The organism is Mycobacterium sp. OAS707 (genome assembly GCF_014873705.1).
Classification (GTDB): Bacteria; Actinomycetota; Actinomycetes; order Mycobacteriales; family Mycobacteriaceae; genus Mycobacterium.
The window spans coordinates 256,458-277,841 of record NZ_JADBDS010000002.1 but is presented as its reverse complement, the minus strand read 5'-3'; the positions used below and the strand labels follow the sequence as shown (position 1 = coordinate 277,841).

At 66.3% G+C, this 21,384-nt stretch carries 29 protein-coding genes; 16 read left to right on the top strand and 13 right to left on the bottom strand.

Translation table 11 applies throughout. The annotated features are described in order from the left end of the window. Positions 1 to 39: 39 nt before the first annotated feature. Positions 40 to 1,356: a hypothetical protein gene (locus GGC64_RS12135; RefSeq protein WP_192722768.1), complete on the bottom strand. Its 1,317-nt coding sequence runs from the start codon at positions 1,354 to 1,356 to the stop codon at positions 40 to 42. A gap of 211 nt (positions 1,357 to 1,567) precedes the next feature. On the opposite strand from GGC64_RS12135, the gene GGC64_RS12130 reads away from it, so the two are divergent. Together GGC64_RS12130 and GGC64_RS12125 are read left to right on the top strand one after the other, a co-directional pair. After that, on the top strand, positions 1,568 to 3,034 hold the full coding sequence (locus GGC64_RS12130; RefSeq protein WP_192722767.1) for a peptide MFS transporter: 1,467 nt from the start codon (positions 1,568 to 1,570) through the stop codon (positions 3,032 to 3,034). 129 nt (positions 3,035 to 3,163) lie between these two features. After that, entirely contained in the window at positions 3,164 to 3,406 is a 243-nt protein-coding gene (locus GGC64_RS12125) for a hypothetical protein (RefSeq protein ID WP_192722766.1), read from the top strand. 1 nt (position 3,407) lies between these two features. Here the strand turns inward: GGC64_RS12125 and GGC64_RS12120 are convergent, their stop codons facing one another. After that, on the bottom strand, positions 3,408 to 4,355 hold the full coding sequence (locus GGC64_RS12120) for a threonine/serine dehydratase (RefSeq protein WP_192722765.1): 948 nt from the start codon (positions 4,353 to 4,355) through the stop codon (positions 3,408 to 3,410). Positions 4,356 to 4,383: 28 nt separating this feature from the next. Continuing rightward, entirely contained in the window at positions 4,384 to 5,259 is an 876-nt protein-coding gene (locus tag GGC64_RS12115) for a hypothetical protein (protein WP_192722764.1), read from the bottom strand. Positions 5,260 to 5,324: 65 nt separating this feature from the next. Between GGC64_RS12115 and GGC64_RS12110 the strand changes: the two genes are divergently transcribed. The 6 genes from GGC64_RS12110 (at position 5,325) to GGC64_RS12085 (ending at position 9,351) form a co-directional block, all read left to right on the top strand. Then, positions 5,325 to 5,741 carry a thioesterase family protein gene (locus tag GGC64_RS12110; RefSeq protein ID WP_192722763.1) on the top strand — a complete coding sequence of 139 codons (417 nt, stop codon included), beginning with the start codon at positions 5,325 to 5,327 and terminating at the stop codon, positions 5,739 to 5,741. Positions 5,742 to 5,928: 187 nt separating this feature from the next. Beyond that, positions 5,929 to 6,960: an agmatinase gene (speB, locus tag GGC64_RS12105; protein ID WP_192722762.1), complete on the top strand. Its 1,032-nt coding sequence runs from the start codon at positions 5,929 to 5,931 to the stop codon at positions 6,958 to 6,960. Between the two features lie 189 nt (positions 6,961 to 7,149). After that, positions 7,150 to 7,422, top strand: coding sequence for a DUF3303 domain-containing protein (locus tag GGC64_RS12100; RefSeq protein WP_192722761.1), 273 nt, complete (start codon positions 7,150 to 7,152; stop codon positions 7,420 to 7,422). A 30-nt stretch (positions 7,423 to 7,452) separates the two neighbouring features. Next, positions 7,453 to 8,436, top strand: a complete 984-nt coding sequence (locus GGC64_RS12095) for a nitronate monooxygenase (RefSeq protein ID WP_192722760.1) — start codon at positions 7,453 to 7,455, stop codon at positions 8,434 to 8,436. An 11-nt stretch (positions 8,437 to 8,447) separates the two neighbouring features. After that, on the top strand, positions 8,448 to 8,825 hold the full coding sequence (locus GGC64_RS12090) for a thiol-disulfide oxidoreductase DCC family protein (RefSeq protein WP_192722759.1): 378 nt from the start codon (positions 8,448 to 8,450) through the stop codon (positions 8,823 to 8,825). A 16-nt stretch (positions 8,826 to 8,841) separates the two neighbouring features. Next, positions 8,842 to 9,351, top strand: coding sequence for a GNAT family N-acetyltransferase (locus tag GGC64_RS12085; RefSeq protein WP_192722758.1), 510 nt, complete (start codon positions 8,842 to 8,844; stop codon positions 9,349 to 9,351). Positions 9,352 to 9,357: 6 nt separating this feature from the next. On the opposite strand, the gene GGC64_RS12080 is transcribed toward GGC64_RS12085, so the two are convergent. Together GGC64_RS12080 and soxR are read right to left on the bottom strand one after the other, a co-directional pair. Next, a complete protein-coding gene (locus tag GGC64_RS12080; protein ID WP_192722757.1) occupies positions 9,358 to 9,903 on the bottom strand; it encodes a hypothetical protein in 546 nt (181 codons plus the stop codon). A gap of 18 nt (positions 9,904 to 9,921) precedes the next feature. After that, positions 9,922 to 10,380 carry a redox-sensitive transcriptional activator SoxR gene (gene soxR / locus GGC64_RS12075; protein WP_192722756.1) on the bottom strand — a complete coding sequence of 153 codons (459 nt, stop codon included), beginning with the start codon at positions 10,378 to 10,380 and terminating at the stop codon, positions 9,922 to 9,924. Positions 10,381 to 10,434: 54 nt separating this feature from the next. On the opposite strand from soxR, the gene GGC64_RS12070 reads away from it, so the two are divergent. Further along, entirely contained in the window at positions 10,435 to 11,154 is a 720-nt protein-coding gene (locus tag GGC64_RS12070) for an SDR family oxidoreductase (protein ID WP_192722755.1), read from the top strand. Between the two features lie 8 nt (positions 11,155 to 11,162). Beyond that, positions 11,163 to 12,215, top strand: a complete 1,053-nt coding sequence (locus tag GGC64_RS12065; RefSeq protein WP_225951710.1) for an S-adenosylmethionine:tRNA ribosyltransferase-isomerase — start codon at positions 11,163 to 11,165, stop codon at positions 12,213 to 12,215. Here GGC64_RS12065 and GGC64_RS12060 read toward each other — a convergent pair. Then, a complete protein-coding gene (locus GGC64_RS12060) occupies positions 12,193 to 12,825 on the bottom strand; it encodes a TetR/AcrR family transcriptional regulator (protein WP_192722753.1) in 633 nt (210 codons plus the stop codon). The two genes, GGC64_RS12065 and GGC64_RS12060, sit on opposite strands and share 23 nt — an antisense overlap. 60 nt (positions 12,826 to 12,885) lie before the next feature. On the opposite strand from GGC64_RS12060, the gene GGC64_RS12055 reads away from it, so the two are divergent. Then, a complete protein-coding gene (locus GGC64_RS12055) occupies positions 12,886 to 13,725 on the top strand; it encodes an alpha/beta fold hydrolase (protein ID WP_192722752.1) in 840 nt (279 codons plus the stop codon). Here the strand turns inward: GGC64_RS12055 and GGC64_RS12050 are convergent. Beyond that, positions 13,722 to 14,606 (bottom strand): cyclopropane mycolic acid synthase family methyltransferase, encoded by an 885-nt coding sequence (locus GGC64_RS12050; protein WP_192722751.1) that lies wholly within the window; start codon positions 14,604 to 14,606, stop codon positions 13,722 to 13,724. The genes GGC64_RS12055 and GGC64_RS12050 overlap by 4 nt on opposite strands. 163 nt (positions 14,607 to 14,769) lie before the next feature. Here GGC64_RS12050 and GGC64_RS12045 point away from each other — a divergent pair, with 163 nt between their 5' ends. Continuing rightward, a complete protein-coding gene (locus GGC64_RS12045; protein ID WP_192722750.1) occupies positions 14,770 to 15,693 on the top strand; it encodes a helix-turn-helix domain-containing GNAT family N-acetyltransferase in 924 nt (307 codons plus the stop codon). Here the strand turns inward: GGC64_RS12045 and GGC64_RS12040 are convergent. Then, positions 15,690 to 16,664: an esterase family protein gene (locus GGC64_RS12040; RefSeq protein ID WP_192722749.1), complete on the bottom strand. Its 975-nt coding sequence runs from the start codon at positions 16,662 to 16,664 to the stop codon at positions 15,690 to 15,692. The two genes, GGC64_RS12045 and GGC64_RS12040, sit on opposite strands and share 4 nt — an antisense overlap. A 122-nt stretch (positions 16,665 to 16,786) precedes the next feature. Between GGC64_RS12040 and GGC64_RS12035 the strand changes: the two genes are divergently transcribed. Continuing rightward, on the top strand, positions 16,787 to 17,011 hold the full coding sequence (locus GGC64_RS12035) for a DUF1918 domain-containing protein (protein ID WP_192722748.1): 225 nt from the start codon (positions 16,787 to 16,789) through the stop codon (positions 17,009 to 17,011). Between the two features lie 18 nt (positions 17,012 to 17,029). On the opposite strand, the gene GGC64_RS12030 is transcribed toward GGC64_RS12035, so the two are convergent. Next, positions 17,030 to 17,227 (bottom strand): hypothetical protein, encoded by a 198-nt coding sequence (locus tag GGC64_RS12030; RefSeq protein ID WP_192722747.1) that lies wholly within the window; start codon positions 17,225 to 17,227, stop codon positions 17,030 to 17,032. An 80-nt stretch (positions 17,228 to 17,307) separates the two neighbouring features. Between GGC64_RS12030 and GGC64_RS12025 the strand changes: the two genes are divergently transcribed. Further along, entirely contained in the window at positions 17,308 to 17,889 is a 582-nt protein-coding gene (locus tag GGC64_RS12025; RefSeq protein WP_192722746.1) for a chorismate mutase, read from the top strand. Between the two features lie 14 nt (positions 17,890 to 17,903). Here the strand turns inward: GGC64_RS12025 and GGC64_RS12020 are convergent, their stop codons facing one another. Then, on the bottom strand, positions 17,904 to 18,191 hold the full coding sequence (locus GGC64_RS12020) for an antibiotic biosynthesis monooxygenase (RefSeq protein ID WP_192722745.1): 288 nt from the start codon (positions 18,189 to 18,191) through the stop codon (positions 17,904 to 17,906). Positions 18,192 to 18,279: 88 nt separating this feature from the next. Here GGC64_RS12020 and GGC64_RS12015 point away from each other — a divergent pair, with 88 nt between their 5' ends. Continuing rightward, the gene (locus GGC64_RS12015) at positions 18,280 to 18,600 is read left to right on the top strand and encodes a hypothetical protein (protein ID WP_192722744.1); all 321 of its coding nucleotides are present in this window, start codon (positions 18,280 to 18,282) and stop codon (positions 18,598 to 18,600) included. Here the strand turns inward: GGC64_RS12015 and GGC64_RS12010 are convergent. From GGC64_RS12010 to GGC64_RS12000, 3 genes are all read right to left on the bottom strand, one after another. Beyond that, positions 18,542 to 19,426 carry a cytochrome c biogenesis CcdA family protein gene (locus GGC64_RS12010; protein ID WP_192722743.1) on the bottom strand — a complete coding sequence of 295 codons (885 nt, stop codon included), beginning with the start codon at positions 19,424 to 19,426 and terminating at the stop codon, positions 18,542 to 18,544. The genes GGC64_RS12015 and GGC64_RS12010 overlap by 59 nt on opposite strands. A 13-nt stretch (positions 19,427 to 19,439) precedes the next feature. Further along, complete coding sequence (locus GGC64_RS12005; protein ID WP_192722742.1) at positions 19,440 to 19,943, bottom strand: protein disulfide oxidoreductase; 504 nt, start codon at positions 19,941 to 19,943, stop codon at positions 19,440 to 19,442. 61 nt (positions 19,944 to 20,004) lie between these two features. Continuing rightward, on the bottom strand, positions 20,005 to 20,886 hold the full coding sequence (locus GGC64_RS12000) for a TIGR03854 family LLM class F420-dependent oxidoreductase (RefSeq protein WP_192722741.1): 882 nt from the start codon (positions 20,884 to 20,886) through the stop codon (positions 20,005 to 20,007). 68 nt (positions 20,887 to 20,954) lie between these two features. Here GGC64_RS12000 and GGC64_RS11995 point away from each other — a divergent pair, with 68 nt between their 5' ends. Then, a complete protein-coding gene (locus GGC64_RS11995) occupies positions 20,955 to 21,368 on the top strand; it encodes a DUF6188 family protein (RefSeq protein ID WP_192722740.1) in 414 nt (137 codons plus the stop codon). The last annotated feature ends 16 nt before the right edge of the window (positions 21,369 to 21,384 follow it).

The window sequence follows — 21,384 nt, the reverse complement described above, 5'->3', positions numbered from 1 at the left end:
GCCGGCGCATCGTAGCTACAGCGCGCGTCGGTATGCCGATCAGCCGGGCGGCAGCACCGGAGGGGCGTCCCCAGGCGGTGGCGCGGGTAACGGCTCTGCCGGCGCGGCCGGGAGTGGGGCGTCGGCAGCCGGGGCTCCCTCGTCGTCCCGATGCAGCCGGTCCCTGATCCGGCTGATGATGCCGGGGCGTTCGGTCGTCACGGGTGCCACCGGCGGGGGCAGCTGCTCGGGCGCCAGCGGAGCGCTCTCAGGAGGCGGGGCCGCTGCAGGGTCGGCAGGAACAGCTTCGACGGGCGGCTCGCCTGCGGCCGCGCCGGTGACGTCGGGAAGGCCGACCGGAGTCTCGCTGGAGGCCGGTGTCGGCGGTGCCTCGGCAGGGACGACCTCCGATGGGGGCTCGACGACTGGTGGAGTGACCGGGAGCGGCGCCTGCATCTGAGTGACGACGGCGGGTGGCTCGGGAGAGACCTTGGCCGCGGGTTGCGGTTCGGAGGAGGCCGTCTCCTTCTTGGGCACCAGCTGCAGGCTGACCGCGACCGACGCCGAAACGGTGAACGTCAGCACCCCCGCGACCAGTAGAGCCAGCGGGCCGGTCTGTCCCCGCGGCCGACGCCGGCGCTCCTCGGGTTTTTGCTGCTCGAAGTGATGGGCCTCGAACTGATGGGCCTCGTCGACGAAGCTGGACTCGACATTCTGCGCAGATGCCATCGCCGCGCCACGCGCGAGGGCCAGCTGGGCTTCTGCCGGCGCGAAGACCGGCACCGAAAGTGCCCGTTCCAGGATCGGCATCAGCTCGTCATCGCCGCCGGACCCAACCATCACGAGGGCCTCTGGCTGCCAGTCGGCGCGGGTGAACAGGGTGCTCAGCCACCGGACCAGGTCTTCCTCGGTGACGATCCTGCGGTTGACCGAGGTCTGCACCGAGCCGTCGCGCAGATGCACGATCAACGCGATCACCGTCTCAGGCTCGAGCACGCACACCGCGGTGGTGCCATAGCCGATGACCTCGGCGATCCCGCGCGCCAACGCCTCTGTCGCCTCGGGGAGGCGCACCGCGACGACATTGTCGAAACCGGAATCGCTCAGCGACTTCAGCAGCAGCGAGGCCTCGGCGTTGGCGTCGTCACTCCACGTCACACCGATGGAATGCAGCCGGTGACCATGCGTCGCGGCGATCGCCTCACTGCGTAATACTGCTGCGGCCGCTTGTTCTGAGGTCTGCAGGGCACTGCACCGACCGCGAACCCCGACCTCGAATGCATCGCGGTCCACGGTGGCGCCGTCGGCGTCCTGCCCCTCGACGAGAACGAGGCCGACGGCAGACGGCGTTACCGATAAGCCGAGTACGGCGTCCACTCACATCCCTTCGGACGTCCACCTATCGGGGTGACACTACCTGCACCCGTTGGTCGGGGCTCGTCGGGCGTGGCGCCCGGACCGACTATCCGGATGCCGAAATGTGCTGTGCCGCATGAAACTCCTGCCCATCACCTAGTACCCCCTTTGCCCACGAATAGGTGGACGTTATCGGCCACGAAGCGATCGGCGGCGTGGCATCCTCCCCCACATGACAGCAGTTGAACAGACGGAAGGCGGCTCCGCCGAACGCACACTGTTCGGCCACCCGGTTGGCTTGGTCAACCTCTTCGGAGTCGAGTTATGGGAGCGCTTCTCGTTCTACGGGATGCTCACCATCCTCGGCTATTACCTCTATTACTCGGTGACCGAGGGCGGCCTGGCGCTGCCCAAGGCCACCGCGACCGGCATCGTCGGCGCCTATGGCGGGCTCGTCTACCTGTCGACGGTGCTCGGCGGCTGGATCGCCGACCGGCTCCTCGGCATGGAGCGCACGGTGTTCTACGGCGGTGTAGTCGTCGTGTGCGGCCACATCGCCCTCGCGATCCTGCCGGGATTGACCGGCGTCGCGGTCGGCCTGGTCCTTGTCGCGCTCGGCTCCGGCGCGTTGAAGGCGAATGCCTCGTCGTTGCTCGGCACACTCTACGAGAAGGGTGACGCGCGCTGCGACGGCGGCTTCACCCTGTTTTATCTCGGGATCAACCTTGGTGCGTTCATCGGGCCGTTGATCACCGGTCTGCTGCAGACCCGCGCTGGATTTCACTATGGCTTCGGCGCAGCCGCGGTTGGCATGGCCCTCGGCCTCGCCCAGTACGTGCTATTTCGGCGCAATCTGGGTACGCACGGCCGCACCGTACCGAATCCGTTGCCCCGCAGCGCTATTGGTTGGGTCGCCGGGATCGCAGTCGTGGGCGTGGCTGTCGTCGCGGCGGCCTTCGCCACCGGGTTGGTGAAGCTGGCCAACCTTTCTCAGGTGACGACGGGCGTGATCATCGCCGCATCGATCACGTATTTCGCGGTGATGCTGACGAGTTCGAAGGTGGCAGCAGTCGAGCGGACCCGGGTGCGCGCGTTCATTCCGCTGTTCATCGCAAACGCCGTGTTCTGGTCGCTGTTTCAGCAGATTTTCACGGTGTTGGCGGTGTACTCCGACGAGCGGATGAACTGGTCGATCTTCGGGTGGACCGCTCCGTCGAACTGGATCGGTTCGATCGAGCCGGTCTGGATCATCGTCCTCTCACCGCTTTTCGCGATGATGTGGACGCGACTGGGCAACCGCGCGCCGACCACACCGCGAAAATTCGCTTACGGCGTGATCGGAATGGGCTTGGCGTTCCTGCTGTTTCTGCCGATGTCTTCTTCGACCGGCAAGACGGTGCCGGCCCTGCTGGTCGTCGGAATCATGGCGGTGTTCGCGATCTCGGAACTGCTGCTGTCGCCGATCGGACTGTCGGTCACGACAAAGCTTGCGCCAGAGGCGTTTCGGGCTCAGATGATGGCGCTGTACTTCTTCTCGGTCGGCCTTGGCACCTCCATGTCGGGAGTGCTGGCCCGCTACTATGATCCGGCCCGCGAGTTCGGCTACTTCGGGATCATCGGGGGCGTCGCAATTCTCGCAGGCGTCGTGGTGTTCGCGCTCGGGCCGTGGATCAGCAGGCTGATGGAGGGCGTCCACTAACCCGGCGTGGCCAAGTCGTTATCCGGCCGAAACCGAATTCGCCCACAACCCGGTTCAGCATGGGAACCGGATCGCGAGTTCGCGCGTCTGACAGGACAACGAGGTCGGGTCGACGTAGGAGGCGCACTGATGTCGGTAGCTGCACCGAGTGATGTAATCGACGTCGGGCACTTCCCGCGCCCCGACGTCCTGTCGCAAGGCGTGGTGGCCGTGCACAATTTCGGGTTCGGGCATTCGACTGCCACGTGCTCTTGCGGCTGGACGGGCCGCCGCCGCTGTCTGAAGGCCGCGGCCGAGCAGGACGCGTGGGTGCACTCGATGCACCAGAAATGTGAGATCGCCGTCCCCTTGGTGATCCCGGTCTCCGCCTGACTCAGCCCGCCAGAATCTCTCGCAGCATCGGCGGTTCGATGTTGCCGCCGGACAGGACCATCACCGTGCGACCGGGTGGCGTCGTGCCCTGCCGGTAGGCTGCCAGCGCGACCGCGCCGCTCGGTTCGGCCACCAGGTGCGCTCGATGCGCGAGTTCACGCACGGCGGCGCGGATCTCGTTCTCCGACACCGTGATCAGGCCATCCAGCACATGCTGCAGGTGCGCGAACGTCAACTCGGACGGCTGCGACCGCAGGCCATCGGCGATCGTGCGGTTCCTGTCCTCGATCGACCAGTCCACCCGACGGCCCAGCCGAAGGCTGTCTGCCGTATCGGCCGCCAATTCCGGTTCGACGCCGAAGACGCGCGCGTCGGGGCAGAGCGCCTTGATCGCGGTGCCGATGCCCGACGCGAGGCCGCCGCCGCTGACGGGCACCAGCACGTTGTCGACCGCGGGTAAATCCTCGGCGATCTCGAGGCCGATGGTGCCCTGCCCGGCGATGATGTCGGGGTGGTCGAAGGGCGGGACAAGTACGCCGCCCGTGCGCTCGACCACCTCGGCGGCAACCTTTTCGCGTTGGCCCGTACCGCACAACACCACCTCGGCGCCGTGGCTTCGGGTCGCCTCGACCTTGATGCCTGGTGTCTCGCGAGGCATGACGATATGGGCGGGCACGGCGTACACCGCCGCGGCGTACGCAACAGCCTGCGCGTGGTTGCCGCTCGAATAGGCGACGACGCCGCGGGTGCGCACGGATTCGTCGAGATGTCCGATCGCATTGAAGGCGCCCCGAACCTTGAAGGCCCCGATCGACTGCAGGTTCTCCGGCTTGATCCACAGCGGCCGCTCGTCGTCGGCCCAACCTGCCGGAACCAGCGGCGTGCGCAGGACATAGGGCCGGATCAGCTCCGCGGCCGCGCGGATGTCATCGATGCTTACCAGCTGCACGCGACCAGTCTGCCCGACCGGACGCTCGTCACTTCCGTTGTGCGGTGAAGCTACTGCTCGACGGCGCCGACTCCACCCCGAATCCCCTGCCCGCCAGCAGCCGCCGGAAGAACTCGGCGCTGACCTTCGCGGGCAGCCGTGCACCGTACTCGCGCGAGAACACCCGGTCCTGCGGCAGCACGATCGCAGGCGGACCGTCGGGCGGCGCGGTGAATTCGATGGTCGTGCCGTCGGCCGTGACTGTCGAGTACTGGTACTCCATCAGCGGTTCCCAGCTGTCCCCACTGCGCACCGTCACCGACCCGTCGGGGTGGACCTGAAACTCCGTGCCGCGCTTGAAGAACGGGACGAGGTTGAAGAACAGCAGCAGCAACCCCGGAATCAGCAGCACGAACAATGCGTAGGCGTGTGTCTTTTCGAGCTCGGCGTCATAGGTGGGCGCGATCAGTTCAGCGATCCAGCCCTCGATGAAGATCGCGATGTCCTTGAACACCTCGCCGACGCTGGCCCGCCCGGTGGAGACGTCGTAGATCGCCGCCATCGAGCCCGCTGCCCCACCAACGGTGAGGATCGCGCCGAACAGCACGAGACCCCAACTGGTCCGCGAGACGAACGCGCCGAGCAGGTGCGTCGGCTCCAGCAGCTCGTACTTCGGTCCGCCCAGCGGCTTCGCCATGCACCAGATGGTGATCCCGATAGCGGCGATCAACGCCAGCCATTCGCGCGCCGAGAAGGACACGCTCCCGGAATTGGAGACCGCGAGTCCGAGGAACGTCAGCCACGCGATCCATCGCAAGGCCCTCTGCCACCACGTGATCCGCCGCTCGACGGTGTCTTCCGGTTTTTGCCGTGCCTGGCGCCCGTCGCTGGCCGGGGCCGGCGCCTGCCATTGCTCGCCTGCCACGCGAAGATCGTAGCGTCGCTCACCGCCCCGGATGGCGGCTACAGCAAACTCGCTAGGGTGATGGGGTGAGCGCGTATTCGTTGCCTGTGGTGCCGCGCTACGCGGAAGTCGACCAACAAGGCGTGGTGTTCAACGGCCATTACCTCACCTGGTTCGACGAGGCGTGCACCGGATTCCTCGACCACCTCGGGGTCACGTATCCGGGCTTGATCGCGACCGGCCACGACGTGCAGGTCGTGCACAGCGACATCGATTACCTGACACCGGTTCGGTGGCGCGATTCGGTGCGGGTCGCGGTGCAATGCGACCGGATCGGGTCGACGAGCTTCACGCTCGCATTCACGGTGCATCGACGCAACGGCGACTCCGCTGAGGAAGCCGCGGTGCGTGGCCACAACGTTTACGTCGTTGTCTCCACGGATGATTGGGCCAAGCGACCGATCCCCGAGGTGCTGCGCAACGCCCTCGCCGCCGACACCTGACATGGCCGGCGATCAGGTCGGAGCGGGGGCAGCAAGGGCTACCTACTCGATCCCGGAGTCGTGAGGATGGAGTTGGTCGGCAACGGTTTTCGTGCCGGGGCGCGGCTGGATCGTGAGCCGATCGCCGCCGCCGTGTTCGCCGGCCGACGCTGCGACACGTGGGCCCGCCGGACGGTACGGTCGTCGGATGGGCCACGACCATGATCACCAGCGCGACCTCCCGCCCGGCATGGCCGAGCAACTCGAACTGGCCTATGCCGGCATGGTGTCGTTCGGGCACCGCCCGTTTCTGACAGAAGTCGAGCAGCTGGAGTCGTGGCGCCCCGACGCCGCGATCGTCGGCGCGCCGTTCGACATCTCGACCACCAACCGGCCCGGTGCCCGGTTCGGGCCAAGGGCGATCCGGTCGACGGCCTACGAACCCGGCACCTATCATCTGGATCTCGGTTTGGAGATCTTCGACTGGCTGGAAGTTGTCGACTTCGGTGACGCCTACTGCCCGCACGGCCAGACCGAGGTGTCGCACAACAACATTCGCGAACGCGTGCACGCTGTGGCGTCGCGTGGCATCGTTCCCGTCATCCTCGGCGGGGACCATTCGATCACCTGGCCCGCCGCGACGGCGGTGGCCGACGTGCATGGTTACGGCAACGTCGGCATCGTGCACTTCGACGCGCACGCCGACACCGCCGACGAGATCGAAGGCAACCTGGCCAGCCACGGCACGCCGATGCGCAGACTCATCGAGTCGGGCGCGGTGCCCGGCACCCATTTCGTTCAGGTCGGCCTGCGGGGCTACTGGCCTCCGCAAGACACCTTTGAGTGGATGCTCGAACAGGGCATGACATGGCACACCATGCAGGAGATCTGGGACCGCGGGTTCAAGGCGGTGATGCGTGATGCGGTCAGCGAGGCGCTGGCCAAGGCAGACAAGCTTTACGTCTCGGTCGACATCGACGTACTGGACCCTGCGCACGCGCCCGGCACCGGCACGCCCGAACCTGGCGGCATCACCAGCGCGGACCTGCTGCGGATGGTGCGCCAACTCTGCTACGAACACGACGTGGCAGGCGTCGACGTGGTCGAGGTCGCACCGGCCTACGACCACGCCGAGTTGACCGTGAACGCCGCGCACCGCGTGGTGTTCGAAGCGCTTGCGGGGATGGCCGCCCGGCGCCGCGACGCCGCACAGGCGAAGCCCGGTCCGCCCGCCCGCTAGGACGCAACCCACCGTATCCCCGTGCGCTCCAAGGGAATTGGCTGCTGAGCGAGCCGCGTTGACGGCGTTGACCGTTGCAACGGGAATCACCCTCTTCGCAGCTTGCCCAATCGCCGAACTTCACCCGAACCTGGTCGCATACTGCTGTAGGGGCTCGCGCAAGGGAGCCACCATAGGGGGTAACGAAACATGAAATATCTCGTTCAATGGACGCTGGAACCCGATGGGACTCGGGCCGCAGCAAAACGGTTCCTGGAGACCGGTGGCAAACCGCCGGAGGGCGTCACGCAGCTGGGCCGGTGGTTCGGCTTGAACGGCTCGGGCTGTTCGGTTGTCGAGGCGACCGACCCGAAGGGCGTCTTCTCGTTGGTTTCCGAGTGGCAGGAGTACATGCAGATCTCAGCCACGCCGGTGCTCGAGGACGACGAAGCCGGCGAAATTCTCGCCAAGCTTTACGGCTAGCGCACGCCGCGGGCCTGTTAGCGTGCGCTCGTGGACCTGCTAGATCGGCTCCGCCTCGACGTTCCGGTGGCACAGGCTGGAATGGGCGGTGGCCTTGCAGGCCCCGAGCTGGCCGCTGCCGTCGCCGCCGCAGGGGCCCTTGGCACGCTCGGGTTGCTTCCGCCGCCGGACTTGCGGGAGGCGATCCGTCAGGTGCGCGACGCGGTCCCCCACCGTTCGGTGGCGGTCAACCTGTTGATGCCGTTTGTCCGCCGCAGCCACGTCGACGTGTGCGTGCAGGCGCGCATCGACGTAGCGGTCATCGCGTTCGGCATGGACCGGGATATGTTGCGTCGACTGTCCGAGCAGGGCGTCTTCGTCTTCGTCATGGTCGGCACCGAGGAGCAGGCGCGCCGGGCGTGCGTGTGCGGCGCAAACGGGCTGATCGCCCAGGGCTGCGAGGCGGGCGGACACATCGCAGGCAAGACGCCGGCGCTCGAGTTACTGCCCCGCGTGCTCGAGATCGCGCGTGGCCGACCGGTGCTGCTGGCGGGTGGTATCGCCGCCGCCGACGACACCCAGACGGCCATGACTGCCGGTGCCGCGGGTGTGGTGGCGGGCACCCGCTTCCTGCTGACCGACGAGGCACGCGCCCATCCGGAGTATGTCAGCCGTATTCTCAAGGCGGACAAGACGTTTCGCACGACGCTGTTCGGGCTCGGTTGGCCGCTGCCGCACCGGGTGGTGCCCAACGCTGCCACGCGGCGGTGGTGCGGCGACGACGGGCGCGCCAAGGTCGTTCCGAGACTGATCAATGCGGGCAGCGGAAAGTTCGCCAGAATTCCTGATCGGGCGATCGCGCCGCTGCTCGGCTTGCAGCGGCCCGGTCTACCGATGTTCTCGCCGATGGCGCCGACGATGGGAATGCCCGATTCGATGGTGGACCGGATGGCGCTGTATGCAGGTGAGACAGTGCTGAGGATGACGTCGGTCATATCTGCGCAGCAGGCAGTGACTGACCTGACGCCGCGGTGAACAATGAAGGCATGAACGGTGTGCTGTACTTCGACGGAGCCTGCGGGATGTGTACGCGGTCGGTCTATTTCCTCATCAAGCTCGACCGGACGGGAAATCTGCATACGGAGCCGTTCCAGGCACCAGGTGTTGCAGAACGCCTCGGTGTGGACCCGTCGCACCTATTCGACATGTCCTGGTGGCTGGACGAATCCGGCGAGGTATACGGCGGCGCGGAGGCGATCAACGCGGCGCTCTCGGTCGCGCTCGGCACACGGCTGCCGCTGCGGATCTACCGCGTTCCCGGCATCCGGTCCATCCAGAACGCCGTGTACCGGTGGATCGCCGACCATCGCTACCGCTTCCCCGGCACCACGCCGTATTGCGAGTCGCATCCCGTTGCCTGCTGAAGACGCGGAATATGGTGTGCCCCAGACCGATATCACGATCCGGCCCACCACTTTCGACGACCTCGATGACATCGGTGCGATCTACGCCCACCACGTGAAAACGGGCGTGGCGACCTTCGAGATCGACGCACCCGATCAATCCGAATGGCGAGACCGGCTGCAGTCGGTCACCGATCGCGGACTGCCGTTTCTGACCGCGACGCTAAACGGCCGGATCGCCGGCTACGCCTACTGCGCACCGTGGAAGACCCGCCCCGCCTACCGCCACACCGTCGAGGACTCGATCTACCTCGCTGCCGACGCGGTCGGCCGCGGGATCGGCGGCAGGTTGCTCGACGCGCTGCTGACCGACTGCACCAGCGCGGGTATCCGCGAGGTCATCGCTGTGATCGCCGACGCCGACGGCGCGGCTTCCCTCGCGCTGCACCGCAATCGCGGATTCATCGATGCCGGACGGCTGACCGCCGTCGGTTTCAAGCATGGCCGGTGGCTGGACACCGTGCTCCTTCAGCGATCCCTGTGCTGACGCGCGTCAGCCGAGTTGGTCGGTGACTTCACGCCAGACAGGGTTGTCGCTGCGGTGGTCGGAGTTGTTGCGGCATTCGCCGTAGAGGCGCATGGTGGCGAAGTCGGTCTGGTCGACGCTGCGATAGATGATCGCCGTCACGCCGTCCTTGGTCAGCTTCTGGCCGAAGTGTTCGCTGGCCGACGCTGCGGGTGCCCAGCCGTGCGCGGTCAGCGAAGCGGCGACGTCGCGCAGATACTTCACCGAATTGTCCTGCGGCAACCGGAAGTTCAGATACACCGCGGCCTGGTAGGGCGGTTCGTTCGAATTCTGGCAGGACACGAACGCGTAGCCGCCCGAGGTATCCCGTAATTGCGCGACACTGACGATCTGCTTGGCGGACGCCACGACTTGTCCTGCCGCCTGGGCATCGGTCATCGGTTCGCCCTGGACATGCACCTCGCCTCCGTGTCGATCGGTGAACCACAGCAGGACACCCGCGACCGCGCACATCACTATCAGTGCTGCCAGTGTCAGCACCACGTATCGCTGCGAACGGCGCAAGGTTTTCATTTCGGCCCCGCACCGAATCTACGCCGGATGGCGCAACGATTTCGGGAGGTACACCGCGCCGGGACCGGCAACCGACGCGCTGTCGGCGGGGTTCGAGATCACGCACCGCTTCAACGAAAGGCAACCGCAGCCGATGCAGGAATCCAGCTTGTCCCGCAGGGCCATCAGTCCGGCGATCTGCTCGTCCAGTCGCTGCCGCCAATCCTTCGACAGCCGGGTCCAGTCCGCGCGCGTTGGCGTACGACTGTCCGGCAGCATCTCGAGCGCGGCCGCGATCTCGTCGAGCGTCAATCCGACGTTGCGGGCCGCGCGAATGAACGCCAACCGCCGCAACATGTTTCGCTCGAAGCGTCGCTGGCCGCCACTGGTCCTGGTGGCGTTGATCAGGCCCTGCTTGTCGTAGAACCTGATCGCGGACGGCGCGAAACCGCTGCGCTCGGCCACCTCACTGACAGTCAGCAGATCTCGGCTTTCCATCGCGCGCACCTCAGCTCTTGACTTGAAGTTCACTTCAACTATCAGTATGCCAGTATGACTGTTTCCCAACACATCTCTACTGTCGCGATCATCACCGGCGGCTCCCGCGGTTTCGGCCGGGCGCTGGCCACGGCCCTGCTCGGCCGCGGCTGGACCGTCGTCACCGACGCAAGGCGCACCGACGACCTCGCGGCGACCGCGGCGGAACTGAACTCCGAGCGCCTGATCACTGTTGCAGGCGACATCACAGATCCCGCGCACAGGGCTGCACTGGTCGCCGCCGCCATGGCTGCCGGACCGCTTCGACTGCTCGTCAACAACGCCAGTCGGCTCGGGCCGAGCCCGCAACCGCGGCTCGCCGACTATTCGGCGGCCGATCTGCGTGCCGTCTACGACGCGAACGTCTTCGCTCCCCTTCAGTTGATCCAGCCCGCACTGCCCGCGCTGACAGCCGGTCGCGGGGCGATCGTCAACATCAGCTCCGACGCGGCCGTCGAACCATACGAGGGGTGGGGCGGCTACGGCTCGTCAAAGGCGGCTCTCGACCATCTCAGTGCCATCCTGGCGGCCGAACACCCGGCCCTTGGGGTGTACGCGTTCGATCCAGGCGACATGCGGACGGAGATGCACCAGGCGGCGTTCCCTGGCGAGGACATCTCCGATCGTCCCGAACCGGAGTCCGTCGTGCCCGCGCTGCTGCGCCTCCTCGATACCCGGCCCGCGTCGGGCCGCTACCGTGCGCAGGAGTTGGTTTCCATCGGAGCCGACGCATGAGGATCCCGATGCCACACACGCGCTTCGAGCGGCCACCAGGATCAGACGCCGCCGAGCCTCCCGAGGCCCGCGGCGTTGCCCGCGACGGCGTCAAACTGATGATCGCGACGCCCGGCGCTGTCCACCATCGGCTGTTCACCGATCTCGGAGACCACCTGGTCCCTGGCGACGTGCTGATCGTGAACAACTCCGCGACGCTGCCCGCTGCGGTCGACGGCATGCGCAACAACACGCCGGTCGCCGTGCACTTCTCGACGGCGCTGGCCGATCACGTGTGGGTCGTCGAACTGCGACCTGCCGCCGGCGCGACCGGCCATCTTCCGGATGTCGAGCCCGGCGAGCGGATCGTGCTGCCCGACGGCGCCGCGCTCGTGGTGCTCGCGTCCTATCCGCGGCGGGGCATCGCAGGCAGTCGGCTGTGGACCGCACGTTTGGCGATCGAAGGCGATGTCATGTCATATCTCGCCAGATACGGCCGGCCCATCAAGTATGGCTATGTGCCCCGCGCCTGGCCGCTGAGCAGCTATCAGACGGTGTTCGCGCGTCGGCAGGGAAGTGCCGAAATGGCCAGCGCAGCAAGGCCTTTCAGTGCGCGACTGGTCGCATCGCTCGTGGCGGCGGGCATTGTGATCACGCCGATCACGCTTCACGCCGGCGTGTCGTCGGCAGAGCCGGGTGAACCACCGGTGGCAGAAGCGTTCGAGGTGCCGCCTTCGACGGCGCGACTGATCAACCTGGCGCGCGCGTCAGGAGCGCGGGTGATCGCCGTGGGCACCACGGCGACGCGCGCGATCGAATCGGCGACCGACGCCGATGGCATGGTGCACGCCGCATCGGGTTGGACGGATCTGGTGCTCGGGCCGCAGCGTCCTGCCCGAGTCGTCGACGGGCTGATCACCGGCTGGCACGACGCGGGCGCCTCGCACCTGCTGTTGCTGGAAGCTATCGCGGGTCCCGAGCTGGTTGGCGCCGCGTACCAGGCGGCGATCGCGACCGGATATCTGTGGCACGAATTCGGCGACAGCGCTCTGCTGCTGCCTACCGCCCCGCGATCCCGCTGATCAACCGGTCGCACACCGCGTCCATCTGCTCGCGGGCTTGATCGGGGTCCGCGGCGCGCGAGACGAACAGCGCGGCTTCGTCGAGGGCCCCGAGTAGGACGTGCGCGGTCGGGCGCAGCGGCTGTTCGGGGATGGCGCCCTCCGCGATCGCATGCGCCAACATTCCCTCGATCACGCCGAGGCCGTATTTCACCCCGACGGCACGCCATTGATCCCAGCCCAAGACGGCGGGCGCATCGATCAGGACGATGCGCTGCACGTCGGGGGCCGAACACCGATCGAGGAACAATCGCGCGCCAAGGCGCATGGCCGTTAACGGGTCCGGCGGTTGTTCTGCCATGATCTGCTGGGCGATGTCGGCTACCAGATCACGTTCGACGTCCTCGTAGACCGCCGCGAACAGCGCAGCCTTGTCGTCGAACTGGTGATAGAGCGCACCCCGCGTCACCCCGGCCGCCGCGACGATCGCCTGCGTGGAGACCTCGGCAAATCCCTTGTCGGCGAACAACTTTCGTGCAGCATCGATCAGCACCGCCCGGGTTGCTGCGGTGCGCTCGGCCTGGGTGCGCCTGGCCGGGGTTTCGACCACCGACTCGTCGTTGACTTTCATACTGGCTGCACGTAACTTTCATACTAAGTGTTTGTAAGTCTGATCGGAAGGATAGCGAAGATGCCGCAGATCGCGCTGGACCAGGCAACGATCGACTACCGCGTGTTGGGTCCCGAGGACTCTCCGCATCCGCCGGTGTTGTTCGTGCACGGCATCCTCGTCGACAGCCGGCTATGGGACCGGGTGGCAGAAGGCTTGGCGCAGCGCGGATTTCGTTGTTATCTACCCAACTGGCCGCTGGGCTCGCACACCATTCCGGTCGGCGATGAGCGCGCACTCTCGCCCCAGGGTGTGGCCACGATGATCCGCGATTTCGTCGACCAACTCGGCCTGTCGGACGTCACGCTCGTCGGCAACGACACCGGCGGGGGCCTGTGCCAACTCGTCATCGACGCCTACCCGGATAAAATCGGTCGGTTGGTACTGACCAACTGCGACGCGTTCGACAAGTTCCCCCCGTTCCCGTTCACACTTGTGTTCGCGCTGCTGCGCGGTCCGGTGTCGATCAAGCTGCTGTTCGAGCAGATGCGGGTCAAGGCGCTGCGGCACTCTCCGCTGGGCTTCGGGCTGCTCGTGCGTCCGGATCCCCAACTGACCGCTTCCTGGCTGGAGCCTGGGCGCACCGATGCCCGGATCCGCCGCAATCTCGCCGCCCTCCTGCGCAACGTGGCGAAGACCGACCTGGTCGACGTCTCGACCCGGCTCGGACGTTTCACCAAGCCCGTGACGATCGTCTGGGGCCAGGGCGACCGCGCGTTCACTCCGGCGCTGGGCAGGCGGCTCGCCGCGCAGTTCCCGAATTGCGCATTGATCGAGGTGCCCAAGGCGCGCACATTCGTGTCGCTGGACGCGCCCGAGGCCGTCATCGACGCGATCGAGAAGATCGGTGCCGGCGCCTAGTTCTTCTCGAGCGTGAACTGGCAGATGTCGGTGTAACCGTCGCGGAACAGCTCGGCGCAACCGGTCAGGTACTTCATGTACCGGTCGTACACCTCTTGGGACTGGATCTTGATCGCCTCGTCCTTGCGCGCCTCGAGTGCAGCCGCCCAGATCTCCAGCGTCCGCGCATAGTGCAGCCGAAGCCGTTGTGCACGCGTGAGTTCGAAGCCCACCTTCTCGGCGTGTTCCTGCACGGTCGTCGGCTTCGGCAGGTCCCCGCCGGGGAAGATCTCATCCATGATGAACTTGCTGAACTTCAGCAGCTTCATGGTCAGCGGCAACCCGGACTCGGCGAATTCTTCATCGGTCGGCTTGATGATGGTGTGGAGCAGCATCACGCCGTTCTCGGGCAGCAGCTGGTAGGCCTTCTTGAAGAAGTCGTCGTAGCGGTCGCGGCCGAAGTGTTCGAAAGCGCCGATCGACACGATGCGGTCGACGGGCTCGTCGAACTGCTCCCAGCCCTGAAGCAGCACGCGCTTGCTTCTCGGGCTGTCCGATGCGGCGAGGACCTTCTCGACATGGGCCTTCTGGTTCTGGCTCAGGGTGAGGCCGATGACGTTGACGTCGTAGCGCTCCAGCGCTCGTTTCACCGTCGCGCCCCACCCGCAGCCGATGTCCAGCAAAGTCATGCCGGGTTGCAGGCCCAGCTTGCCGAGGGACAGGTCGATCTTCGCGATCTGCGCCTCTTCGAGTGTCATGTCGTCACGCTCGAAGTAGGCGCAGCTGTACGTCTGCGTCGGATCCAGAAAGAGCCGGAAGAACTCGTCAGACAGGTCGTAGTGCGCCTGCACGTCTTCGAAGTGAGGCTTCAAGTTCTGGGTGTCGCTCGTGGTATCTGGCAAGGTGAGCCTTTGGCTTTGTAATTGAGTTGGACCGGGCTCCGCGCGTTTCGAGAGCCACCCCCGTCGTGAGGGCAGTGTACGCAACGCCGATGTGAACGGTTCTCAGGACCTGTTCAGCGCCCGATAGTTGACAGAATCAAAGGATTGTTTGACGCTGTCAACCATGATTGGTGTGGTCGACGATGTCCGCGGATTCAACCGCTTCTACACCCGGGTGTTAGGCCTGCTCAGGCCAGATCTCGCCGGATCGGCGTTCGGGCTGACCGAGGCCAGGGTGCTGTTCGAACTGGCGCACCGCGATGAGGTTGCGGTCTCCGACCTCCGCCGCGACCTCGACCTCGACGCCGGCTATCTGAGCCGCATCCTGTCGGGTTTCACCGAGTCCGGACTCGTGGCCAGAGAGAAGTCGCAAGCCGACGCCCGTCGCCAGGTGGTGCGCCTGACCGAGGATGGCAGGCGCGCCTTCGACGAGCTGGATCGATTGCAGGCCGGTGCGATCTCGACGATGCTGGCGCCACTCGACGACGGCCAGCGCGCCGAGCTCGTCGCCTCGATGGGACGGATTCGCCGCGCCCTTGGCGACGAAACCCGGGTCCGTGGTCTCGTGCTTCGCCCGCCGGCCCCGGGTGACCTCGGATGGGTGGTGGAGCGACACGGTTATCGATATGCGACCGAGTACGGCTGGGACACGACGTTCGAGGCCCTGGTTGCGCGGATCGTCGCCGACTTTGCTGACCGCGGTGACATCAAACGCGAGGCGGCGTGGATCGCCGAGTTGGACGGCGAGCGCGTCGGCTGCGTGTTCTGCACCGCCGCCAGCGATCCCGCCGCTGCAGACACCGCGCAGCTGCGACTGCTCCTCGTCGAACCGTCAGCACGCGGGGCCGGCGTCGGCACCAGGCTGGTCGACGAATGTCTGCGGTTTGCCCGAAGCGCCGGTTACCGGCGAATCACCTTGTGGACCAACGACGTTCTACTAGCCGCTCGGCGCATATACGACCGTGCCGGCTTTCAGTGCGACCGCCGCGAGCCCCACCACAGTTTCGGCCGCGACCTCGTCGGCGAGTACTGGTCGCGAGATCTCTAGGCGGTGGGCCCGGCGCCGAGCACCCGCTGGATGTCCGGCTTCATGGCCTGCAGTTGTCCGCCCCAGTAACCCCAACTGTGCGTGCCGTTGGGCGGGAAGTTGAACACCCCGTTGCTGCCGCCTGCTCGCGTGTAGGCCGCCTGGAAGTCCTTGTTCGTGCGGATCGTCAGGCCTTCCAGGAACTGCGCGGGAATTTGCGCATTACCCAGCCCGGCGTCCAGATCGGTCGGGTTGCCGTTGCCGCTGTACACCCAGATGCGGGTGCCGTTGGACACCAGCCTGCCGATCTGCAGCATCGGGTCGTTGCGTTGCCAGGCGGGCCCGCCATAGGGCCCCCACATATCGAGCGCGTTGAAGCCGCCCGCGTCGCCCATCGAGATGCCCACCAGCACGGGCCACAGCCCGCGGGACAGGTTGAGGAATCCGGACAGCGACCCCGCGTACACGAATTGGCCCGGGTGATAGGCAGCGAGGACCAGCGCCGCGCTGCCCGACATCGACAGGCCGACGACGGCATTGCCGCTCGGACTGACGCCCTTGTTCGCCGCGAGCCACGCAGGCAGCTCAGAGGTCAGGAAGGTTTCCCATTTGTAGGTCTGCGTGGTGCCGTTGCCAACGGCGGGCCGATACCAGTCCGTGTAGAAGCTGGACATACCGCCGACGGGGGCCACCACTGACACGCCTGAGCCGTCGAACCAACTGAACGCGCCGGTCTCGATATCCCAGCCGTTGCGGTCGTCACGGGCGCGCAGCCCGTCCAGAAGGTAGACGGCCTTCGGGCCACCGCCCTGGAACTGCACGGTGATGTCCCGACCCATCGATGGCGAAGGAACGCTGAGAACTTCGACCGCCGCCTTGGCGGTCGGGGTCCCGCCCGTGATGCCGATCAGTGCCGGCAGCAGCGCCGCCGCGAAGAAAGCCGCCGTCAGTCGGCGGACCCATTTACTTGTTGCCTGGTGAGAAATGTTCATTGTCCTACTTCGGTCGTCCCGACAACGGATTAATCGCGCGCCATCGGGACTCAGTTACACCGCAACGAGAGGACAATCGAAATCGCGTGTAACCCGCGACCGGCGAATGAAAGGGGCGGGCGATGAAGGCCAAAGTGGGCGATTACTTGGTGGTCAAAGGAACCACGGTCGAGCAGCATGATCAGCGCGGAGTGATCACCGAGGTCCGCTCGGACGACGGGTCGCCGCCGTATGTGGTGCGGTGGCTGAGCAGCGATCACATCGCGACCGTGTACCCCGGTCCGGATGCGCTCGTCGTCACGCCGGCCGAACAGGAAGCGGCTGACGCGCGGCACCGCGCGCCCTAGGCGCAGGCGCTCGCGAACTCAGTTGTGCGCGACCGACTCCTCGCGCAGAAGTAACCCATAGCCGTTGGTACACAAGCTGATTCGCAATGGCTGGCTGGGCACGTGGCTGGCGAGCCAGCCGCGAAGCACTGGCAATTGCTTGTCGACCGATACCTGCTTGAGCCCCAGTTCCCTCAGCAGCGCCGACAGGCTGGTCGGTTCCGTCGTGACCGTCATGGCTGTCCCCCTTGACACCCGATACGCAGATTTTATTGCGGACGGCGGCGTTGCGGAGCGGTTTGCTCAATGATGGACCAATGGCCCCTCTCGATCGGATTCGACGCTGCGCGACCGGATTAGGCGCCGCGGTCGCCCTCGCGGTGCTGCCGGTGACCGCGCAGGCGGATGGCGACGATGCCAACCCGCTTTTCGCCCTCATCGACGCCGCTACCCAACGGCTTCAGACGGCAGAACCGGTGGCGGCGACCAAGTGGCTCACCGGTGGTTCGATCGAGGATCCGCCGCGTGTCGAGCAAGTACTGAACGCCGTTGCCGCCGACGCCACTCGCAAAGGCGTTGAACCCGACTACGTCCGAGGGGTCTTCACCGACCAGGTGCATGCCACCGAAGCGCTCGAGTACTCCCGATTCGCGCAGTGGAAGCTCGATCCGGCGGCCGCGCCAGGCGTCGCGCCTGACCTGACCTCGTCGCGCGAGACCATCGATCGACTGAACTCGGAGATGGTCGACCAGATAGCGATGCAGTGGGCCGTGCTGCACTCCCCCGACTGCGGCCGCTTGCTCGCCGACGCGAAGACTGCGGTCACCGCCGCCCGCTCGCTGGATCCGCTTTACCAGCAGGCACTCGACTTCTCCACCCATTCCTATTGTGGGAGTTGAGATTTCGCTGATGATCACATCAGCGTGCGGGTGCCCTCGACGTCGTATTCGGTGACCGAGGCGGCCCGGATGGACGCGGCCTGCTCGTCGCCGGGGCCGCTGCCGCGAAACGCCTCGACCGCCGCCTGTGACTCCCATCGCTCGAAGATGTTGACCCGGCCCGGGTCTACGACGTCGGCCGACAGCGCGAAGTCGAGGCAGCCTGCCGTGCGGCGGGCCTGGCGCACGACCTCGACGCATCCCGCCAGGTAGGCGTCGCGATCCTGAGGGTCGATCACGAGGTGTCCAGCGACTATCACCACCGGGGATCTCCTTCGTCTATAGGTTGGGACCGTCACCTGGTATGACTGCAGTTCGGGTCCAAAGTCACCGCACAACACCGAGGAAGCCATGAATCTTCGTGAGGCGCGCCAAGTCGTCGGCGCGCTCGAGACCGATCCCGCCGCAGCACGCGTGTTCGGCGAGGTCTACGAGATCGCCGACGGGACGACGGTCATCCCGGTCACCAAGGTGCGCGGCGGATCCCACCAGCCCGCAGGCGTGTTCGTGGTCAAGGACGGCGAGGCGTCATGGGTGCCGGCGGTCGACGGGGGACGGATCGCGATGATGGGCATCCTGGTCGGGCTGGTATCGGCGGCGTTCGCGGGCATCGCTATGGTTCGTCGCCCGCCGTGGCCCGACCTGCACGGCGATATCTCGCGCGCGCAGTAGCCCACCACGCGACCGCCGCGACGATCAACACGGCAAGCGCAGCCAACCACGGCCAAGCGCCGTGCTGATGAACCCAGCCCGCGATCGCGCCCTGCAACCGGCCCGCGGCCGCGATCACGGGGTCTCGCGGATTGCCGTTGCCGGCGAACAACCGGATCTCGTAGAGCCCGTAGTAGCCGACGTAGCTGCCTACTAGCAACAGCAGTGCCCCGCTGATCTTGTTGACATACGGCACAATTCGGCGCATTCGTTCGACGACCGCCGAATTCGCCAGCGCAGCCGCCACCGCAAGCACGCCTACGACGAGCGTGAAACCCGCGATGTAGGCCGCGTATACGGTCGCGGCGCCCACGACCGAGCCGCCTCGAAGTCCGGCCGCGGTCACCGCGAGAAACGGCCCCACCGTGCACGATAACGATGCAATCGCGTAGCTGACCCCATAGCCGAACATCGAACCCAGCCGCGCCGTCGGTGCCCACCGCGCCCCGCGCGCCACACCGCGCAGCGGCGCGATCTCGCGACCGGCGAGCAGCCGAATACCAAGGGCGACAAGCACAATCCCGATCACGACCGTGACGTACGGCAGGTAGCGCTGCACCGTCGAGGCTGCAGAAACGGTGAGCACACCGAACCCGCCGAAGACGATCATGAAGCCTACGGCCATCGCGGCCGTGGCCGTCACCGCGCGCCCGACGGCCGCGCGGCGCCCGACGTCGTCACCCCGCACGACCAGCGCCAGATACCCGGGCAGCATGGCGAATCCGCAGGGGTTCAGCGCCGCTACCAGTCCAGCGCCGAAGGCCAAGCCCACCAGGTCTTGGTCCACAGTGCGCTGCGGCCTACGACAGTGCCGCCACCCGGTCGGACAGCTCCTGCTGGGGCATCGCCGAGGTCGGGTTGTTCACGAAGGTAGATGAGCCGTCGGCACGGTAGAAGACATACGCAGGCTGCCACGGCACGTTGTACCGGGCCCAGATCGACCCGTCGGCGTCGTTGAGGTTCGTGAAATTGAGGTTGTACTTCGACACGAAGCCCTGCATGTCCGCGACATCGGAGCGCGCGGCGACACCGACGAAGGTGACCTTGGGATTCGCCGCAGCGACCTGGCTGACGCTCGGCGCCTCTGCATTGCAGAACGGGCACCACGGGGTCCAGAACCACAGCACCGCAGGCTTGCCGACGAGGCTCGCCCCGTTGAACGGCGCACCGGACAGCGTGGTGGCGGTGAAGTTCAGTCGGTCGTCCGCGACGGCCGTTGGCGCAGTGACAAGCCCGAACGCCAGCGCGACGGCGGCCGCGCCAACCACGAGGGATCTGATCTGTCGCGAGAATCGAGTGCTCATCCGTCGTCTCCTTCGCTGCACACTCATAGACACGATGGCATCGCGACCGCGGTTCACGATGTCAGTTCTGGCGCGGCACCAACTCCGCGACGAACCGATCGATGAATTGACTCACGTCGGAGGGCAGGGCGGGCCGGATCACGAATTTCGTCAGACCTGCGGCCAGATATGCGTCGAGTTGACGGTGCAGTTGCGGCCAGCCTGCTGCGATGAGGTCGGCGGGATCGACGTCGGGCCTGCGCCGTTTCACGGCGGCGACCAGCGCGTCCGGTACTGAACCGTCGCTGACCGCGAGGTTGATCCCGAAATGATCGGGTTCGATTTCGCGGCCCGCCTCGGCGGCGGCTTGCTGGATCTGCTCGCGGCCCCTGCGCGCTTCCTCCGGGGTGAGAAAGCTGCCGAGCCAGCCGTCGGCCAACGCGCCGATGCGGCGAAAGGCCGCCGGTGCGGATCCGCCGAGCCAGATGTCGAGCGGTTTGGCGGGCCGAGGCTGCACCCCCGCGGAGCTGACCGTGAAATAGTCGCCCGTGAATGCGACATCCTGCTGTTCCAGAACAGATCTCAGCAGCCGCAGCGATTCGTCGAACACGCCGGCGCGCTTCCCATCGGGCACCACGAAGATCTCGCGTTCCGCCGGAATCGCCGACCGCAGACCGAATACCGGCAGCACACGTTTCGGTGCGAGTGCGGCCAGTGACGCCAGCTGCTTGGCCACCAGAACGGGATGGCGGCCGGGTAGCACCACCACCGAGGTGCCGACCTTGAGGTGTGTGGTGCGGGCCAGTGCGAAGGCCATCCCGACGAACGGCTCGACGGCTTTCGAATACACCAATTCGGAGAACCAGAGCGAATCGACCCCCGTCGCCTCCAGGTGGTCGACGATGCCGGCCAATTGCTCAGGGCCTGTGTCCGCGCCCAGCCCGATGCCGAAGCGAATCTTCACGACCCGATGCTAGGTGAAACGGTCCGCTAACCCTTGTGCGCCGTTGCATCACGGGCCAGAGTGAAAATATGAGCGAACCGTGGATCCGGGGCTGTGTGGTCCAGCGGATCATGTTGCGCGGCGGTTTGGAGCTCAGCCTCGACGACAACGAACTCGTCATCTCGGTGCCCTTCTACTTCACGTTGCCCAAGACCGCACGCGACGAGGAAGAGGCGGTGCTCATCGATCCGATGATCGCGCGGCCCGAGCATCGTGCGCTGTTCGACTTCGCCGGATCGATATGCACCAACGCGAGCTGGGACGAGGACGGCAGCCTGCATTTGGGGTTCTCCGATGGCCACGAGATCCACGCGCACAGCGACGAGCGCCGCACTGCGTGGGAGCTCTACGGCAAGCGACATGGCTACGCGGCGTGTCTGGCCCACGGTCAGGTGCGGGTTGTGCGGCACGACCTTCCGGAGGACGAATCCGCGGAGCGATAGGCCTGAAGGACATAAC

What these genes read in the sequence shown, in the direction of transcription:
- GGC64_RS12070 (WP_192722755.1), top strand. Translation starts at nt 10,435, where the DNA reads ATGACTGTTTCCCAACACATCTCTACTGTCGCGATCATCACCGGCGGC.
- GGC64_RS11995 (WP_192722740.1), top strand. Translation starts at nt 20,955, where the DNA reads ATGAGCGAACCGTGGATCCGGGGCTGTGTGGTCCAGCGGATCATGTTG.
- GGC64_RS12100 (WP_192722761.1), top strand. Translation starts at nt 7,150, where the DNA reads ATGAAATATCTCGTTCAATGGACGCTGGAACCCGATGGGACTCGGGCC.
- GGC64_RS12025 (WP_192722746.1), top strand. Translation starts at nt 17,308, where the DNA reads ATGGCCCCTCTCGATCGGATTCGACGCTGCGCGACCGGATTAGGCGCC.
- GGC64_RS12040 (WP_192722749.1), bottom strand. Translation starts at nt 16,664, where the DNA reads ATGAACATTTCTCACCAGGCAACAAGTAAATGGGTCCGCCGACTGACG.
- GGC64_RS12065 (WP_225951710.1), top strand. Translation starts at nt 11,163, where the DNA reads ATGCCACACACGCGCTTCGAGCGGCCACCAGGATCAGACGCCGCCGAG.
- GGC64_RS12005 (WP_192722742.1), bottom strand. Translation starts at nt 19,943, where the DNA reads ATGAGCACTCGATTCTCGCGACAGATCAGATCCCTCGTGGTTGGCGCG.
- GGC64_RS12125 (WP_192722766.1), top strand. Translation starts at nt 3,164, where the DNA reads ATGTCGGTAGCTGCACCGAGTGATGTAATCGACGTCGGGCACTTCCCG.
- GGC64_RS12035 (WP_192722748.1), top strand. Translation starts at nt 16,787, where the DNA reads ATGAAGGCCAAAGTGGGCGATTACTTGGTGGTCAAAGGAACCACGGTC.
- GGC64_RS12080 (WP_192722757.1), bottom strand. Translation starts at nt 9,903, where the DNA reads ATGAAAACCTTGCGCCGTTCGCAGCGATACGTGGTGCTGACACTGGCA.
- soxR (WP_192722756.1), bottom strand. Translation starts at nt 10,380, where the DNA reads ATGGAAAGCCGAGATCTGCTGACTGTCAGTGAGGTGGCCGAGCGCAGC.
- GGC64_RS12030 (WP_192722747.1), bottom strand. Translation starts at nt 17,227, where the DNA reads ATGACGGTCACGACGGAACCGACCAGCCTGTCGGCGCTGCTGAGGGAA.
- GGC64_RS12055 (WP_192722752.1), top strand. Translation starts at nt 12,886, where the DNA reads ATGCCGCAGATCGCGCTGGACCAGGCAACGATCGACTACCGCGTGTTG.
- GGC64_RS12015 (WP_192722744.1), top strand. Translation starts at nt 18,280, where the DNA reads ATGAATCTTCGTGAGGCGCGCCAAGTCGTCGGCGCGCTCGAGACCGAT.
- GGC64_RS12130 (WP_192722767.1), top strand. Translation starts at nt 1,568, where the DNA reads ATGACAGCAGTTGAACAGACGGAAGGCGGCTCCGCCGAACGCACACTG.
- GGC64_RS12090 (WP_192722759.1), top strand. Translation starts at nt 8,448, where the DNA reads ATGAACGGTGTGCTGTACTTCGACGGAGCCTGCGGGATGTGTACGCGG.
- GGC64_RS12045 (WP_192722750.1), top strand. Translation starts at nt 14,770, where the DNA reads ATGATTGGTGTGGTCGACGATGTCCGCGGATTCAACCGCTTCTACACC.
- GGC64_RS12060 (WP_192722753.1), bottom strand. Translation starts at nt 12,825, where the DNA reads ATGAAAGTCAACGACGAGTCGGTGGTCGAAACCCCGGCCAGGCGCACC.
- speB (WP_192722762.1), top strand. Translation starts at nt 5,929, where the DNA reads ATGGGCCACGACCATGATCACCAGCGCGACCTCCCGCCCGGCATGGCC.